Source organism: Bradyrhizobium sp. P3_C3, from assembly GCF_056402655.1.
Window position 1 is genome coordinate 21,815 of sequence record NZ_JBFUGY010000032.1, and the last position, 15,324, is coordinate 37,138.

Here is a 15,324-nt window from a genome sequence, read left to right on the forward strand (position 1 = left end):
GGAGCTAGCCGTGCACGATCGCCTTTTCGATCATGCAATGGATGCCTTTGCAGCCGTTGACGGTCTGCGTCACCCGCAGGTCGGCGGCCAGGCTGCACAGCGTGTAGGCGTCCTCGCGCGACAGGTTTCGCGTCTCGCCGAGCAGCACGATCATGTCGCGCAGCGCGCGCACCACGCACTGGTCGAGGTCGGGGTCCATGGCCATGGTCATGTAATGCGTCGCCGTTTCGGCGCGGGGATAGTCGAACCTGAGGTCCTTGCGCAGCGTCAGGCGGAAGCGGCCCTGAAGCGCGGTCTCGATCGCGGTGACGCAGACCTCGCCGTCGCCCTGCACACCATGGCCGTCGCCGCAGGAGAACATCGCGCCCGGGACGAACACCGGCAGATAGAGTGTCGCACCGGCCCCGAGCTCCTTGTTGTCGAGATTGCCGCCCATTGCGCGCGGCACGAGCGAGGAGATGCGGCCCCAGGCCGATGGTGGCGAGACGCCCATCACGCCGAAGAACGGCTTGAGCGGCAGATCGAGGCCCCAGGGCATGCGGCCGACCATCCGCGACCGGTCGAGCGGGATGTTCAGGATGCGCGTTTCGTGGAAATCGTCGGGCAGGGTGCCGGACAGCGGCTTGATCATGTTCCAGCCCCAATCCTGCCGGAGCTGGACGTCGAGGATCTCGACCGCGAGCACGTCGCCGGGCTCGGCACCCTCGACTGCGATCGGGCCGGTGAGGATGTGGCCGGGCAGCATGCGCTCGTTTTTGGCGTGAACCTCGAACATCTCCGGCGGAATGTGAAATTTGGTGCGGTCGGGCAGCATGTCGGGCCCGCCGCTGATGGTGTCGACCGTCACCTCATCGCCGCTTTTGACGGTGAGGACGGGTTTGAGCGCGGCTTCGAAGAACCCCCAATGGCAGGTCTCGGGGCTCGAATGCAGGTGGTGATGGGTCATTGGCCGCGTCCAATCGGTTTCATCAGAACTCGTCATGAGAACCTGTTATGCCCGGGCTTGACCCGGCGATCGATCCTCTTTCAAGAAGATTTCTGAAGATGGACGGGCCGGTCAAGCCCGGCACGATCATTCCAGCGAGGCTCCCCTGTATTTCGTTCTTTCCAAGACCCTCGGCACCGCTCTGCTGCCGATCAATCTCCTGATCGAGCTCGGAATCCTGTCGCTGCTGCTGATGGCGACGCGGTTTGCTGCGGTCGGCCGCAAGCTCGCCGTGACCACGCTGGTGCTGCTGGCGCTGGTCGCGTTCTCGCCGATCGGCAATCTTCTGCTCTATCCGCTTGAGTCGCGTTTCCCGGCGTGGGACCCGTCGCGGGGCGCCCCCGACGGCATCATCGTGCTCGGCGGCTCGATCGACACCGATCTGTCGGCGGCGCATCGCACGCCCGTGGTTGCGCACGCGGCCGATCGCATGCTGGCACCGGCCGACCTCGCGCGGCGCTATCCGAACGCGCGTATCGTCTTCACCGGCGGCTCGGCGAATCTGGTCGCGACGGAGGCGAGGGAGGCCGACTACACCGCGCCCATACTGGAAAGCCTGGGCATACCGAAGGAGCGCCTGATCCTCGAGCGCGACTCCCGCAACACCTGGGAGAACGCGATCTTCACAAAGCAGCTGGTGACGCCGAAGCCGGGCGAACGCTGGCTTCTGGTCACGTCGGCTTTCCACATGCCGCGCGCAATGGGCATTTTCCGCAAGGCCGGGTTCGATGTCGAAGCCTATCCGGTGGATTGGCGGATGGGTGGGCGCGACGGGCTCTTCGCCTTCACCCGCAATGGGGCAGATGGTCTCGGCAAGACCGACGTCGCCGTGCGCGAATGGATCGGCCTTTTGGCGTATCGCATCATGGGGCGGACCGGCGAGTTGCTTCCGGGACCGGGCAAGGACTAAAACGGGAGTCGCAAAACAAGAACAGAGTACCGGCGCGCGATCGCCGGTCGGGAGGACGCCATGCAACAGCAGAGCGCAGACAGGATCGATCTTGCCGGCCTCGTCGCCGACCTCAACAGCCTGCTGCGGCTGAAGACGACGGTGATCGGCATGAAGCTGTTCGCGAGCGCCGCCGACATGGAGGCGATCCCGAAAATCCGGCGGCCGAACGCGGTCCACACCACCGACCAGATCGTCAGCATGGCTGCACGTCTGGGCTGGACGGTCGGCATCACCGCCGACGATCTTGTCGGCGCGCAGTGTCGCGCCGTGATCGGGCTTGCGCCGCAGGACGAAAAATGGCTCGCCGGCGAAAACTATGTCGGAGTCTGGCACGGCACCGCCGAGGACGCGCGCAAGCGCCAGGAGGCGCTGGACGTGGTTCCGTTCGGGCAGTATCAGGCGCTTGCGGTTAGTCCGCTCGCCAGCGGGCGGCTCGATCCGCCCGACATCTGCCTGGTCTATGCAACGCCGGGGCAGATGATCATCCTGATCAACGGGCTGCAATATACCGGCTACAAGAAGTTCGAATGGGGGGTGGTCGGTGAGACCGCCTGCGCGGATTCCTGGGGGCGGGCGCTGAAAACCGGCGAGCCCAGCCTGTCCTTGCCATGCTATGCCGAACGGCGCTATGGCGGCGTGCCGGACGAGGAGATGCTGATGGCCTTGAAGCCCTCGCATCTTGCCAAGGCGATCGAGGGCATGAAGGCGCTGGCCAAGAACGGCCTGCGCTATCCGATTCCGCCCTATGGGATTCAAAGCGACGTCCGCGCCGGCATGGGCGTGAGTTACGCGAAGAAATAAAGGTCGACCATGAGCTCAGCGAAATTCGACATCGTCGTCTACGGTGCGACCGGTTTCACCGGCCAGCTCGTCGCCGAATATCTGACTCAGCATTACAAGGGTGACCACGCGCTCAAATGGGCGATGGCAGGCCGTAGCCTCGGCAAGCTCAAGTCGGTACGCGATGCGATCGGCGCGCCCGGGAATACGCCGCTGATTGTCGCGGATGCGTCGGACGCGGCCTCGCTGAAGGCGATGGCGGAGCAGACGATGTCGGTGATCACCACCGTCGGCCCGTATCAGCTCTATGGCGAGGAGCTGTTAGCTGCCTGCGTTGCTACCGGCACCGATTATTTCGATCTCTGCGGCGAGCCGATCTGGATGCGGCAGATGATCGACAAGTACGAGGCGGCCGCCAAAGAGAGCGGCGCGCGTATCGTGTTTTCCTGCGGCTTCGACTCCGTGCCGTTCGAGCTCGGCGCGTTTGTCGTGCAGGAAGAGGCCAAGCGCGTGTTCGGCGCTCCGGCCTCGCGTGTGAAAGGCCGCGTGCGCGACATGCGCGGCACGCTCTCGGGCGGCACCGCAGCGAGCGCCAAGGCGACCTTCGATGCGGTCGCAAAGGACATCAGCCTGATCGCGATCCTGAACGATCCGTTCGCGTTGACTCCGGGCTTCACCGGCCCGAAGCAACCGAAGGGCAACAGGTCGCTGCTCGAGGAGGACCTGCAATCCTGGGCCGCGCCGTTCATGATGGCACTGATCAACACGCGCAACGTCCATCGCTCCAACATGCTGATGGGCTTTCCCTACGGCCAGGACTTCGTCTACGACGAGATGGTTCTGACGGGTCCCGGCGAGAAGGGCGAAGCCAACGCGCAGCGCGTGGTGGCAGCCAACGCCGAGAAGACCGGTCCGAACGCGCCGAAGCCGGGCGAGGGGCCCTCGAAGGAAGAGCGGGAGAACGGCCGCTTCGACCTGCTCTATGTCGCGATCGCGCCCGACGGCCGCATGGTTCGCGCCGGCGTCACCGGCGACCGCGATCCCGGCTACGGCTCGACCTCGAAGATGATCTCCGAATGCGCGATGTGCCTGTTGCGCGATGTGACAGATGTCCCGGCCGGATTCTGGACGCCGGGCGCGGCGATGCAGCACAAGCTGATCAAGCGGCTGCGGGATAATGCTGGGCTGACGTTCGGAGTGGAAGCATAAGGTCCACGGCTCCCAAGGAAGCGTGATCCGTGTCCGCGAAGTTCGACATCGTCGTCTACGGCGCAACGGGATACACCGGCCAGCTCGTCGCCGAATATCTCGCTGCAAGCTACGCCGGTGACGGCGCGCCGACATGGGCGATGGCCGGGCGCAGCAGGGACAAGCTCGCCTCCGTTCGCGATGCGATCGGCGCACCCGCTGACACGCCGCTGATCGTGGCGGACGCAGCCGATCCTGCGTCGTTGCGCGCGATGGTCGATCAGGCGAAGCTGGTGGTCACAACGGTCGGTCCCTACCAGCTCTACGGCTCCGATCTGCTTGCCGCCTGCGTCGCGTCGGGCACCGACTATATGGATCTCTGCGGCGAGCCGATCTGGCTGAAGCAGATGATCGACAAGCATGAGACGGCAGCCAGGGCGAGCGGTGCGCGCATCATGTTCTCCTGCGGCTTCGATTCCATCCCGTTCGAGCTCGGTGCGTTCTTCGTGCAGGAGGAAGCCCGTCGCGTGTTCGGAGCGCCGGTGCCGCGCGTCAAGGGGCGCGTCCGCGACCTCAGCTGGAAGTTCTCCGGCGGCACCTCGGCGAGCGCGAGGGTCACCTTCGAAGCTGTCGCGCAGGATCTCAGCCTGGTGTCGATCCTCAAGGACCCCTTCGCATTCACGCCCGGCTTCGAGGGGCCGAAACAGCCGCGCGGCAACAAGCCCGTTTTCGAGGAAGACCTGCAATCCTGGTCCGCCCCGTTTGCTATGGCGACGCTGAACACGCGCAACGTCCATCGCTCCAACATGCTGATGGGATTCCCGTATGGCCGGGATTTCGTCTACGACGAGATGGTGCTGACGGGGACGGGGGACGAAGGGCAGGCCAACGCGAAGCTCGTCATGGCCGCCAATAGCGAAAAGACCGGCCCCAAAGCGCTCAAGCCCGGCGAGGGGCCGTCGAAGGAAGAGCGCGACAGCGGTCATTACGACGTGCTCTATGTCGCGATCGCGCCCGACGGCCGTCAGGTTCGCGCGGCGGTGAAGGGCGATCTCGATCCCGGCTATGCCTCAACGGCGAAGATGGTTTCCGAATGCGCGATCTGCCTGTTGCGCGACACGCCTGATGTCCCGGCCGGTCTCTGGACGCCGGGCGCAGCGATGCAGCACAAGCTGATCAAGCGGCTGGTCGATCATGCCGGGCTGAGGTTTGAGGTGGAGGGCTAGGCGCTTTTGCGTGCCTAAATGACGGTGTCGTCGCCCGGCTTGACCGGGCGACCCAGTATTCCAGAGACAGTATTGTTGAATCGAGAAGCCGCGGCGTACTGGATCGCCCGCCTTCGCGGGCGATGACGGTGAGATTGCCGTTACGCCGCCCGCGCGTCATACGCGTACATGAACTCCATGCTCTTCGAGCCCAGCGGCAACAGCCATTTCATCATCTGATTGCGGAGCCATGCGCCGGTGGCGCTGAACTCGCGCTTGCTGTTGCCGTTGCGGCGCGCCATCGCGACGATCTTCTCGGTGCGCGGCCGCCGCTCGGCCTCGAAGGCCTGGAAGGTGGCGCCGAGTTCCTGGCCCTCCTGCATCAGCCGCGCGAGCCGCATCGCATCCTCGAGCGCGAGCGAAGCGCCCTGGCCCGCGTGGGGGCTGGTCGCATGCGCGGCATCGCCGATCAGCAGCGAGCGCTTGCGCGACCAGGTCGGCAAGGTCGCGACGTCGAGCGTGTCGGTGACCACGATGTTCTCGGCCGCGTCGATGATATCGGGGATCGGATCGTGCCAGCCGTGATGGAAGCCGCGCAGATGCTGCTTCAGCGTCGCGTGGTCGAGCGCGCGGAACATCGCCGCGTCCATGCCGTGCGCGGGCTGCGTGCTCCACCACATCACACCGTCGTTCGGATCCGGGCTGCAATAGCCGTAACCGAAGAAGCCGCTCTTGCCGAACGTGGTCTCGACGTGCCGGCCGATCGGCCTGCCATCGAGGACGGCGTGCGGCACGAAGCCGCCGAACCCGATCAGCCCGGTGTCGAACGGTTGCGGACCGTCCGGCACGACCTGGCGGCGCACGACCGAGTGCACGCCGTCGGCGCCGATCAGGAAGTCGCCTTCGGCCGTGGTGCCGTCGGAGAAGTAAGCGATGATCGGCTGGTCGCCGCGGTCCTCGATCTTGATCAGGCGCTTCTCGAAATAGAGCGAGACGCAGGCGCACCAGGCCTTGTCGATCAGGATTTCGTTCAGCGTGGCGCGGCAGACGTTGACGGCCGGCTGGCCAAAGCGCCGCGCCATGTCGCGGTTGATCGAACCGAGCCGTTCGCCGCTCTGCGAATAGAAATCGAAGGATTCCGCGATCGAGCCGCGGCTGATCAGCTCGTTCGCGAGCCCGATCTCGTCCAGCACATGCATGCCGTTCGGTGCGATCTGGAGGCCGCCGCCGATACCTTTCGAATAGGGCCAGGCCTCGTAGATCGCGGATTCGATGCCGGCGCGGCGCAGCAGGATCGCGGTGACGGGCCCGGCGATACCGGCGCCGATGATCAGGGCCTTGCGGGGACGGTTGGACATGGCTTGCTCCCGACGTTTCCGTGGTGCTAGGAGAAATTACGGTTGCTAAATCTCTTAGTAGCTAAGATATACATCGACTAAGATATGAGGTCGGCCTTGTCAAGGACGAAGGCGCGCGCGGCGCTGTTGCAGGAGCTCGAGGAGGCGATGCGGCGGTCGTCCGCGCAGGGCGTGCTCTATGGCCAAACGGTTGCGAACGTTGCCGGAATTGCCAATTCCGACCTCGAATGCATGGACATCCTTTATCTCGAGGGCCGCGTCACCGCGGGCCGGCTCGCCGAGGTCACGGGGCTGACGACGGGCGCCATCACCGGCGTGGTGGACCGACTCGAGAAGGCCGGGCTGGTACGCCGCGAACGGGACGAGAAAGACCGCCGCAAGGTCTTCATTTCCGTCGTGCCCGAGACGGCTATGAAGATCGGCCAGCTCTACGTGCCGATGCAGCAGGCGATGGAGAAGGTGTTTGGCGCCTATTCCGACGAAGAGCTGCGCCTGCTGCTGCGCTTCGCGACGGAGGGTTACAAGGGCGTGCTCGCGGCAACCGAGGCACTGAAGGGACTTCTCGACACGCCGCCGGAAAAGCGGCCCGATCTCAAGCTGAAGAAGCTTCGCCGCTAGAGCGTTTTCGAGCGAAGTGGATACCGGTTCGCGTCAAGAAAACGCGTCAAAACAGAAAGTCAGACATTACCGTTCCGATTCCATCGGAACGGTAATGTCCTTGATCTTGTAAGCCTGCGCAGCCGCGATCATGCCCCACATCGCGCCCAGCATCATCCAGAAGTGCCGCCAGTGGTCGGTGTCGATCACGAAGCTCTCGCCGACGGTGCCGACGAAGGCGGAGAAGATCGCGAGATAAGCGCGCTGCCAGGGCACACGAACGAAGATGTGCCTGATACCCATGATCACGGTGGTGAAGACCAGCGCCGGATAGCAGACGCCGGAGAGCCAGCCGCCGGACATGAAGGCGTTGAGGTAGGAGTTGTGGGTGTCCTCGGGGAAGTAGCGGTGGAATTGCAGGGGGCCGATGCCGAATGGCAGGTCGAGCGCCATCTCCGCGCCGAGGATATGCCGGCCGAACCGGCCGAAGCGGCCTTCGTCATAGCTCTGGTCGAAGCTCGCGCGCTGCTTGAACATCTCGGCGGTGGAATCGAATGACAGCAGCACCGCAATCAGCACGAGGCCCAGCACCGCGGCGACGATCGCCATGACGACGATGCGCGAGCGCTGCGCGTTGGTGCGGCTGGTCAGCACCATCAGCGCCAGCATGAAGGCGGAGGTCAGCACCAATCCGCCCCAGGCGGCGCGGGAGAACGCGAGCAGGATCGCCAGCGACATGATGCCGAAGGCGATGACGTTGCGGAACGCCTTGGCAAACTTGTCGGAGACCACGCTCTGGAGCGCGAACAGCGCCGGGAGGATCAGGAAGGCACCGAGCACGTTCGGGTCCTTGAACGTGCCGCGCGCGCGCCCGTAGAGTGTGAGGAGATCGTCTCCGCCGGGAACCAGATGGAAGTAGCCGGCGACCGCAGACAGCGAGGCGACCATCGCGCCGACCACGAGGCCGCGGCGGAGCATGTCGAGCCGGGCCGCGGTGTCTTCCGAGGTGACCATCGCGAAGAACACGACGGTGACCGCCATGTACCAGGAGGTCGCAATCCAGCTCGCCACCTCGGACTGTTCGTACAGCGGGACCGCGCTGATCGTGTAGCCGACATTGAGCAGGACCAGCATCAGGATCAGCGGCATCAGCACGAGCCGCAGGCGCAGACCGGTCGCGAAGAAGGTGACGGCGGCCAGCAGCGTCACGATCTCGTAGGGGCTCGGCTCGATGAAGACGATGGCGCCGGAGGCGCCGGTCAGCCACACCAGCGCGCGCTGGATGGCCAGCACGCCGGGCGCAGCGCGAACCGCTGCATTCATCTCCCCGACTGTTGCCGCATACGCCATCACATGCTCACGCTACTCGTATACGCACACAACTTCCAACGTCATGCCCCGCGAAAGCGGGGCATCCAGTACTCCGAGCCGTTCGTGGCAGTTTCTACTGCCGGCGATTACTGGATCGCCCGGTCAAGCCGGGCGATGACAGTGAGGCTCGGGTACGACAAAACTCAATACGCGTTCTCGTTCTTGGTCAGCAGCGAGACCGGCGTCTTCAGGAGAATGACGAGGTCGAACAGCACCGACCAGTTCTCGATGTAGTAGAGGTCGAATTCGACGCGCTTCTGGATCTTCTCTTCATTGTCGATCTCGCCGCGCCAGCCGTTGATCTGGGCCCAGCCGGTGATGCCGGGCTTGACGCGGTGACGAGCGAAATAGCCGTCGACGGCTTCGTCGAAAAGGCGGCTCTGGAGCTTGCCCTGCACCGCATGCGGACGCGGGCCGACCAGGGACAAATTGCCTGAGAACACCACGTTGAAGAGCTGCGGCAGCTCGTCGAGGCTGGTCTTGCGGATGAAGCGGCCGACGCGGGTGACGCGCGGATCGTTCTTGGTCACCACCTTGGAGGCGGTCGGGTCGGCCTGATGATGGTACATCGAGCGGAATTTGTAGACGTCGATGCGCTCGTTGTTGAAGCCGAAGCGCTTCTGACGGAACAGCGCTGGGCCGGGGCTGTCGAGCTTCACCGCCAGCGCCACCAGTCCCATCACCGGCAGGGCTGCGAGCAGCGCGAGGCCACCGACGATGCGGTCGAACAGCCACTTCATCACCAGGTCCCAGTCGGTGATCGGCGCCTCGAACACGTCGAGCGTCGGCACCTCGCCGAGGTAGGAATAGGAGCGGGGACGGAAACGCAGCTTGTTGGTGTGCGCGGAGAGCCGGATGTCGACAGGCAGCACCCAGAGCTTCTTCAACATCTCCAGGATGCGCGTCTCCGCCGAGATCGGCAGCGCGAACAGCACGAGATCGACCCGGGTGCGGCGGGCGAATTCGACGATGTCGTCGACCTTGCCGAGCTTGCGCGCGCCGGCGCAGGTGTCGAGCGCGCGACTGTCGTTGCGGTCGTCGAACACGCCGAGCACGTGGATGTCGGAATCCTCCTGGGCATTCAGCGCCTCGACCAGTTGCTCGCCGTTGCTGTCGGAGCCGACAACGATGGTGCGGCGGTCGAGCCGGCCCTGGCGTGCCCAGGCGCGCACCAGCGAGCGCAGCACCAGACGTTGGGAGATGAGCGCGGCGAGCCCGAGGAAGTAGAAGGCGGCAAGCCACAGCCGCGACATTTCGCTGCCGAACTTGGCGAAGAAGGATACGCCGATGAACAGCAGGAAGACGAACGACCAGGAGGAGATCATCCGCGTCATCTGCCGGAGCTGACCGCGAAACAGCTGCACCTGATAGATGTCGGCGGCCTGGAAGCAGACCACGGCGGCGACCGCGACGGCGATGATCTGCGCGGGATAAACCCAGCTGAAGGAACCGGCGAGCGGCATGACATAGCCGACATAGAGCGCGATGCCGACGAGGCTCAGCAGGGCGAAATCGGCCAAGCGGACGAAGCCGGTGATCACGATCGGCGAATAGGCGCGGGCGACCTTCTGGTTGACGATTTCGAGCGCGGCGGGCAAGAGCCGGCGACGGCGCTCCACAAACGGTTGATCAGCCGGCTTCGCCGCGGCGCTTGTGGCGGCGTCGAGCATCGAGCGTGCGTTGAGCGGTTCCACGGGCGTCCACGTCCATTCCAAAAAACCCGCGGGTCGCAGCGTTGCGCCCCGGGCGAGCATCCCCTGGCACGTCGATTATCGGACAAATCGGAAGATTCTCTAAAGCGGTCTTAAGGATGGTTAATGATTGGCAAATGCGTCGCGATAACCCGCGAGCACGCCGTCAACCATCGCCTGCTGGGAGAAATGCGCGGAGATGCGCTCGCGCAGGGCGGATGCGCGCTGCGCGGTCGCCTGCGGATCGTCGAGTGCGGCCGCGATCGCTTCGGCCATGGCCTCGGCGTTGCTCGGCGCAAACAGCGCCGGGCTGTCATGCCCAAAAATCTCGGGGATGCCGCCGACGCGGGCCGCGATCATGGGAATGCCGGCAGCTCCAGCCTCGATAACGACGTACGGCATTGAATCGCCGCGCGAGGGCACGACCAGCAGCCGCCCCTTGGAGAAGCCGTAGCGCGCCTTGACGTGACCGATGAAGCGGATGGCGCTGGAGAGACCGAGCTTGTCGACCTGCGCCTTCAGCGCCGCCGTCTCCTCGCCGTCGCCACCGAGCGTGAGCGTGACCTTCTTGCCGCTCTCGTGCAGGCGCGCCACCGCATCGACCAGCAAATCCGCGCCCTTGATGTGCCTGAACTCGCCGACATAGGCGAGATCGGTGGCATCGTCGGCGATGCCAACAGGCTCGAATTCTTCCGGCGTCACGCCATTGAAGACGCAATGCACCACGCCCTTGGGCGTGCCGACGATGCGCTGATAGGTGTCGCGCGCAAACGCGCTCTCGAACAGGAACAGGTCCGTCGCGTCCATCAGCGTGCGTTCGAGCCGCGCGTAAAACTCGCCCTTGAAGGTGTTGAGGGGATAGTGCAGCGAGCCGCCATGCGGGGTGTAGATGCGGATGGTGTCGTTGGATCGTCGCCGCATGCGGACGAAGGCGCCGGCCTTGGCTCCGTGGCCGTGCGTGACGTCGGGCTTGAGCGCGGCGATCAGGCGCCGCATTCGCAGCCACACCAGAAAATCGTCTGGCGACGGTTCGCGGCGGATCGTCAGCCGGTGCACGCCGAGCTTCAGCCGCGGTGCGAGCTCGGCCAGCGCCTTGTCCGCGCGCTCGCCGCCGGTGAGGCTGTCGGCGAGAATCCCGACGTGATGACCGCGATCGACCTGACCGTTGGCGAGGTCGAGGATGTGGCGGAAGATGCCGCCCACGGGAGCGCGCACGGCGTGCAGGATGCGGAGCGGCCGGTCGGGAGAGGGGGGCATGATCAGAACCAGCGCTCGACGGCGAATGCTCGAACAATTCTCGAAATATCGAGATGGATTAAGAGCCCTCGTGGTTAACAAACGGTGTCGGCGCCGCGCGCGCCGGTCGCGGCAGGGCGCGATTAACCCAGCAGCAACCTTAATGGAGTGTAATCGCCCCGGTTGAGGTAGAGTCGCAGCGTTGCCCTGCGGGAGTGTTCGATGCGTTTAGCGTTCTGGCGTGCCGGCAAGGACAAGGCAGTGGTCGAGCGGGCTATTTCGAAGCCCAAAGCCGAAGCCAAATCGACCGAAGCCGCGCCCGAGATTGAAGCAGAGCTTGCGCCCGTTGCTGCGAAGCAGGCACAAGCCGAATCCGGCGACATCGATTTGCACGCGCTCGGCGCGGTGCTCGCCCGCAAGCGCGGCTGGATCATCGTGCCGACGGTGCTCGCGCTGGTCGCGTCGATCGCCGCCGTCAATCTCGTTACCCCGCGTTACAAGTCGGAATCCCGTATCCTGATCGACGGCCGCGAGAACGTGTTCCTGCGGCCGAGCAGCGACCGCAGCACCGAAGAGCGGCAGTCGCTCGATCCCGAGGCGGTGACCAGCCAGGTGCAGCTCGTGCTCTCGCGCGATCTCGCGCGCGAGATCATCAAAAAGAACAAGCTCGCGGAACGCCCCGAGTTCGATCCGGTGCTACAAGGCATTTCGCCGCTGAAGTCGCTCGCAGCGATGATCGGCATCGGTCGCGATCCGTTTTCGATGACGCCGGAAGAGCGGGTGCTGGATGCCTATTACGAGCGGCTCCAAGCCTACGCCGTCGACAAGTCGCGCGTGATCGTGGTCGAATTCCAGTCCGCCGATCCTGACCTTGCCGCGCGCGTCGCCAATTCGATCGCCGACGGCTATCTCGTGCTCCAGCAGAATGCGCGCCAGGATCAGGCCCGCAGCGCCAGCCAGTGGCTTTCGGGCGAAATCGAAAATCTGCGCAAGAAAGTCTCCGACGCCGAAGCCAAGGTCGAGGACTTCCGTTCCAAATCGTCGCTGTTCGTCGGCACCAACAACACCACGCTCTCGAACCAGCAGATGGGCGAGGTCAATACCCAGCTCAACAACGCGCGCTCGATGAGGGCGGATGCTGAATCCAGGGCGCGGCTGATCAAAGAGATGCTCCAGAGCGGCAAGCCGATCGAAGCGTCCGAGGTGGTGAATTCCGAACTGATGCGGCGGCTGTCCGAGCAGCGGGTGACGTTGCGGGCGCAGCTTGCCGAACAATCGTCCACGCTGCTCGGCAATCACCCGCGGATCAAGGAGCTGAAGGCGCAGCTCGGCGACCTCGACAACCAAATTCGCGACGAAGCGGCCAAGATCTCGCGCTCGCTCGAAAGCGATGCGCGGATCGCCGGTGGCCGGGTCGACGGCCTGACGGCGAGCCTCGACCAGCTCAAGAAGCAGGCGACCTCGACCAACGGTCAGGACGTCCAGCTCCGCGCGCTCGAGCGCGAAGCCAAGGCGCAGCGCGACCTGCTCGAGACGTATCTTGGGAAGTATCGCGAGGCCAGCACCCGCGAAAGCATCGATACCGCGCCGGCGGAAGGCCGCATCATCTCGCGCGCCATCGTCTCGAATACGCCGGCCTATCCGAAGAAGCTGCCGATCGTGCTGATTGCGACGATCGCGACGCTGCTGCTCTCGTCCGGCGTCGTCGTCACCGGCGAGCTGCTGCGCCAGACCGCGCCACGCGCGGTGGCGGTGTTCACGCCGGCGCAGACGCAGGCGCCGGTGCGCCAAGAGCCGGTCGTCCAGCCGATGGCCGAACCGATGGCCGAACCGATGCTCGATCCGGTTGTGGAAGACCTTGCGCCGCTTCAGCCCGAGATGGCGGCCGATGCCGACGTCACTGAATTCGCCGAGATCGAGCATCTTGCCGACAGCCTGCGCGCTGCGGGACCGGCGGCGAAGAAGGTCACGGTGCTCGGCACCGCGGCCGGCGAAGCCATCACGCTGTCGACGCTGACGCTGGCCCGGCACCTGGCGCGCGATGCGCGCGTCGTTGTGGTCGATCTCGCCGCATCCTCGCCGACCATCGCCGCGGTGTCCGTGGATGCTTCGGCTCCCGGCCTCGCCGAGCTGATGCAGGGCGAGGCCTCGTTCGCGCAAATCATCACCCGGGACAAGCTCTCGCGGCTGCATCTGGTCATGGCCGGCCGTCCCGGCTTCGACCGCAGCCTGCTGCAATCGCCGCGGGTGACGCTCGCGATCGATGCGCTGCTTCGCGCCTACGACCACGTGCTGGTGGACGCCGGCAGCGCCTCGGACCTCCCGGCCGAACTGCTGACCGCGCATGCCCGCGCCGTCGTGGTGCCCGACGCGTCGATGGCGCCGGATGCCCGCACGCTGATGTGCGAGCAGCTGAAGGCGGTCGGCTTCAGCGAGGTGACGATGCTGAGCAAGCCGGTGCAGCCGTCGGACGCGGCCGAAGCACCGCGCGTGGTCGCGGCGTAATCTCGCCCTCTGCCCCTGCGGGAGAGGGTGGCATCGCGAAAGCGAAGCCGGTGAGGGGTCTTTCTCCACGAGCTCGGAATCGTAGGGTGGGCAAAGGCGCATTTGCGCCGTGCCCACCACCTTTCAACGATTGCGGGAGACGTGGTGGGCACGCTTCGCTTTGCCCACCCTACGAGACCAGAGGCTGTGACGCCTACCCGAACGTCTGCCGCAGCCGCCGCGCCAGATCGAACAACATCTGGTTCTGCTTCACCAGCCGCTTGCCGTGGCTCAGCGAGGACATCGCCATCGCCGCGAGTTTTCCGCGCGCGGTCAGGGGCACGAAGCTGTCGAAAATGTCGTCGTCGTCCTTGCAGAACATGCGCTTGTAATCGTCCGAGCCGATGCCGAGATCGAGCGAGCGGTAGCCGCGTTCGGCGTAGCGGTCGATGATGTAGCGCATCAGGATCAGCCCGGGGCTGTAGCGGGCGTGCTCGGACATCGTGTAGGTGTTGAACATCATCGAGAAGCGCTGGCCGTCGGCGACGCCGGCGAAGATCGCGATCACCTCGTCGTCGCATTCGAGCGCATGAATATCGATGACGCGGCCTTCGCCGCGCGCAGACAGGCACGCGCTGCGGATGAACGCTTCGACGCCGGGCTCGGCAAAGACGTTGGGCAGTTTCTGTTCGGCCATCCGCGCCGGCTTGACCCGGAAGAACCAGTCGAGCAGGCGGGTGACGTCCGCATCCGTAGTGGCGAGGTGATAACGATAGCCGGCAAGCGCCTGGAGCTTCTTTTCCTTGCTCTTGAGGCGGCGGCGAAAGGAGTTGCTGATCCGCGATGCGGGCGGCCCGCCCGGCTCCATCGCCAGGAGAGGGCAGCCGTTGATCGCACTCTGCCGCGGCAGCTGCGCGAACGGGTTGTGCTGGTCGTGCCAGCGCAGCGGCTGCTGCGTCAGCGCGAGCACGTCGGCATGCTCGCGCATCGGCGCAAGCAGCGCGTCGAGATCGGCGATGGCGACCTCGGCGGCGAACTCGGCGTTCCACAGGCCCATGTTGAAGGTGGTGTGCTTGCCGCCCATGAAGCAGGCCGTGCGCACGCCGTGGCCTTGCCGCAGCGAGAGTGGCAGCAGCAGGAGCGGCTGGCGCTCGGCGTCGCGGGCTATTACGATGAAGGGACCGGCGCCTTCGTGGCTGCCGACCAGCCGTTGCCATGGGCTGAGCAGGTCGAAGCGCTGGTAGGGCGTGAAGAGCTGGCCGCTCTCCTCGAGCGCGCGCCAGACCGTCTCGGCCTCGGCCAGATCGGTGACGATATCGACATGCGCGATACGGCTCGCTTTCGACCGCGCTGGCGATTCTGCCGTCCGGCTTTGCATCGCCGCAGCCATGGTCATTCACGAAACCTGTCGAGAAACGAAAAATTTGCGCAGTTCGGCCTGTGGCCGACCTTTGCAAAGAAATGTCAACAAAGGGTA

12 protein-coding genes are annotated in these 15,324 nt (G+C 65.1%); 6 read left to right on the forward strand and 6 right to left on the reverse strand.

The window, feature by feature from the left end; translation table 11 throughout:
- Positions 1-4: 4 nt before the first annotated feature.
- Positions 5-946, reverse strand: coding sequence for an acetamidase/formamidase family protein (locus AC1DW2_RS30260; protein WP_085400755.1), 942 nt, complete (start codon positions 944-946; stop codon positions 5-7).
- Positions 947-1,178: 232 nt separating this feature from the next.
- On the opposite strand from AC1DW2_RS30260, the gene AC1DW2_RS30265 reads away from it, so the two are divergent.
- From AC1DW2_RS30265 to AC1DW2_RS30280, 4 genes are read left to right on the forward strand one after another with little or no spacing between them, the layout of a single operon-like run.
- Positions 1,179-1,895 (forward strand): YdcF family protein, encoded by a 717-nt coding sequence (locus tag AC1DW2_RS30265; RefSeq protein WP_223154008.1) that lies wholly within the window; start codon positions 1,179-1,181, stop codon positions 1,893-1,895.
- Between the two features lie 60 nt (positions 1,896-1,955).
- Entirely contained in the window at positions 1,956-2,738 is a 783-nt protein-coding gene (locus AC1DW2_RS30270) for a DUF169 domain-containing protein (protein WP_166342045.1), read from the forward strand.
- Between the two features lie 9 nt (positions 2,739-2,747).
- Complete coding sequence (locus AC1DW2_RS30275) at positions 2,748-3,926, forward strand: saccharopine dehydrogenase family protein (RefSeq protein ID WP_135215973.1); 1,179 nt, start codon at positions 2,748-2,750, stop codon at positions 3,924-3,926.
- Between the two features lie 29 nt (positions 3,927-3,955).
- Positions 3,956-5,131 (forward strand): saccharopine dehydrogenase family protein, encoded by a 1,176-nt coding sequence (locus AC1DW2_RS30280; protein WP_354123673.1) that lies wholly within the window; start codon positions 3,956-3,958, stop codon positions 5,129-5,131.
- Between the two features lie 140 nt (positions 5,132-5,271).
- On the opposite strand, the gene AC1DW2_RS30285 is transcribed toward AC1DW2_RS30280, so the two are convergent.
- Complete coding sequence (locus tag AC1DW2_RS30285; RefSeq protein WP_354123674.1) at positions 5,272-6,468, reverse strand: FAD-dependent monooxygenase; 1,197 nt, start codon at positions 6,466-6,468, stop codon at positions 5,272-5,274.
- Positions 6,469-6,615: 147 nt separating this feature from the next.
- On the opposite strand from AC1DW2_RS30285, the gene AC1DW2_RS30290 reads away from it, so the two are divergent.
- Positions 6,616-7,086, forward strand: a complete 471-nt coding sequence (locus tag AC1DW2_RS30290; protein ID WP_049803079.1) for a MarR family transcriptional regulator — start codon at positions 6,616-6,618, stop codon at positions 7,084-7,086.
- 66 nt (positions 7,087-7,152) lie between these two features.
- On the opposite strand, the gene AC1DW2_RS30295 is transcribed toward AC1DW2_RS30290, so the two are convergent.
- The 3 genes from AC1DW2_RS30295 to AC1DW2_RS30305 all read right to left on the reverse strand — a co-directional run bounded on the left by AC1DW2_RS30295 (position 7,153) and on the right by AC1DW2_RS30305 (position 11,384).
- A complete protein-coding gene (locus tag AC1DW2_RS30295; RefSeq protein ID WP_354112942.1) occupies positions 7,153-8,415 on the reverse strand; it encodes an O-antigen ligase family protein in 1,263 nt (420 codons plus the stop codon).
- A gap of 164 nt (positions 8,416-8,579) precedes the next feature.
- Complete coding sequence (locus AC1DW2_RS30300) at positions 8,580-10,130, reverse strand: undecaprenyl-phosphate glucose phosphotransferase (RefSeq protein WP_354234578.1); 1,551 nt, start codon at positions 10,128-10,130, stop codon at positions 8,580-8,582.
- 120 nt (positions 10,131-10,250) lie between these two features.
- Positions 10,251-11,384, reverse strand: a complete 1,134-nt coding sequence (locus AC1DW2_RS30305; protein ID WP_354112940.1) for a glycosyltransferase family 4 protein — start codon at positions 11,382-11,384, stop codon at positions 10,251-10,253.
- A 201-nt stretch (positions 11,385-11,585) separates the two neighbouring features.
- On the opposite strand from AC1DW2_RS30305, the gene AC1DW2_RS30310 reads away from it, so the two are divergent.
- On the forward strand, positions 11,586-13,868 hold the full coding sequence (locus AC1DW2_RS30310; RefSeq protein ID WP_354123676.1) for a GumC family protein: 2,283 nt from the start codon (positions 11,586-11,588) through the stop codon (positions 13,866-13,868).
- Positions 13,869-14,061: 193 nt separating this feature from the next.
- On the opposite strand, the gene AC1DW2_RS30315 is transcribed toward AC1DW2_RS30310, so the two are convergent.
- The gene (locus AC1DW2_RS30315; protein WP_354112938.1) at positions 14,062-15,243 is read right to left on the reverse strand and encodes a GNAT family N-acetyltransferase; all 1,182 of its coding nucleotides are present in this window, start codon (positions 15,241-15,243) and stop codon (positions 14,062-14,064) included.
- Positions 15,244-15,324 lie beyond the last annotated feature (81 nt).

Coding starts and splice junctions, on each gene's coding strand:
- AC1DW2_RS30260 (WP_085400755.1), bottom strand. CDS start 946: ATGACCCATCACCACCTGCATTCGAGCCCCGAGACCTGCCATTGGGGG.
- AC1DW2_RS30265 (WP_223154008.1), top strand. CDS start 1,179: ATGGCGACGCGGTTTGCTGCGGTCGGCCGCAAGCTCGCCGTGACCACG.
- AC1DW2_RS30270 (WP_166342045.1), top strand. CDS start 1,956: ATGCAACAGCAGAGCGCAGACAGGATCGATCTTGCCGGCCTCGTCGCC.
- AC1DW2_RS30275 (WP_135215973.1), top strand. CDS start 2,748: ATGAGCTCAGCGAAATTCGACATCGTCGTCTACGGTGCGACCGGTTTC.
- AC1DW2_RS30285 (WP_354123674.1), bottom strand. CDS start 6,468: ATGTCCAACCGTCCCCGCAAGGCCCTGATCATCGGCGCCGGTATCGCC.
- AC1DW2_RS30290 (WP_049803079.1), top strand. CDS start 6,616: ATGCGGCGGTCGTCCGCGCAGGGCGTGCTCTATGGCCAAACGGTTGCG.
- AC1DW2_RS30295 (WP_354112942.1), bottom strand. CDS start 8,415: ATGGCGTATGCGGCAACAGTCGGGGAGATGAATGCAGCGGTTCGCGCT.
- AC1DW2_RS30305 (WP_354112940.1), bottom strand. CDS start 11,384: ATGCCCCCCTCTCCCGACCGGCCGCTCCGCATCCTGCACGCCGTGCGC.
- AC1DW2_RS30310 (WP_354123676.1), top strand. CDS start 11,586: ATGCGTTTAGCGTTCTGGCGTGCCGGCAAGGACAAGGCAGTGGTCGAG.
- AC1DW2_RS30315 (WP_354112938.1), bottom strand. CDS start 15,243: ATGACCATGGCTGCGGCGATGCAAAGCCGGACGGCAGAATCGCCAGCG.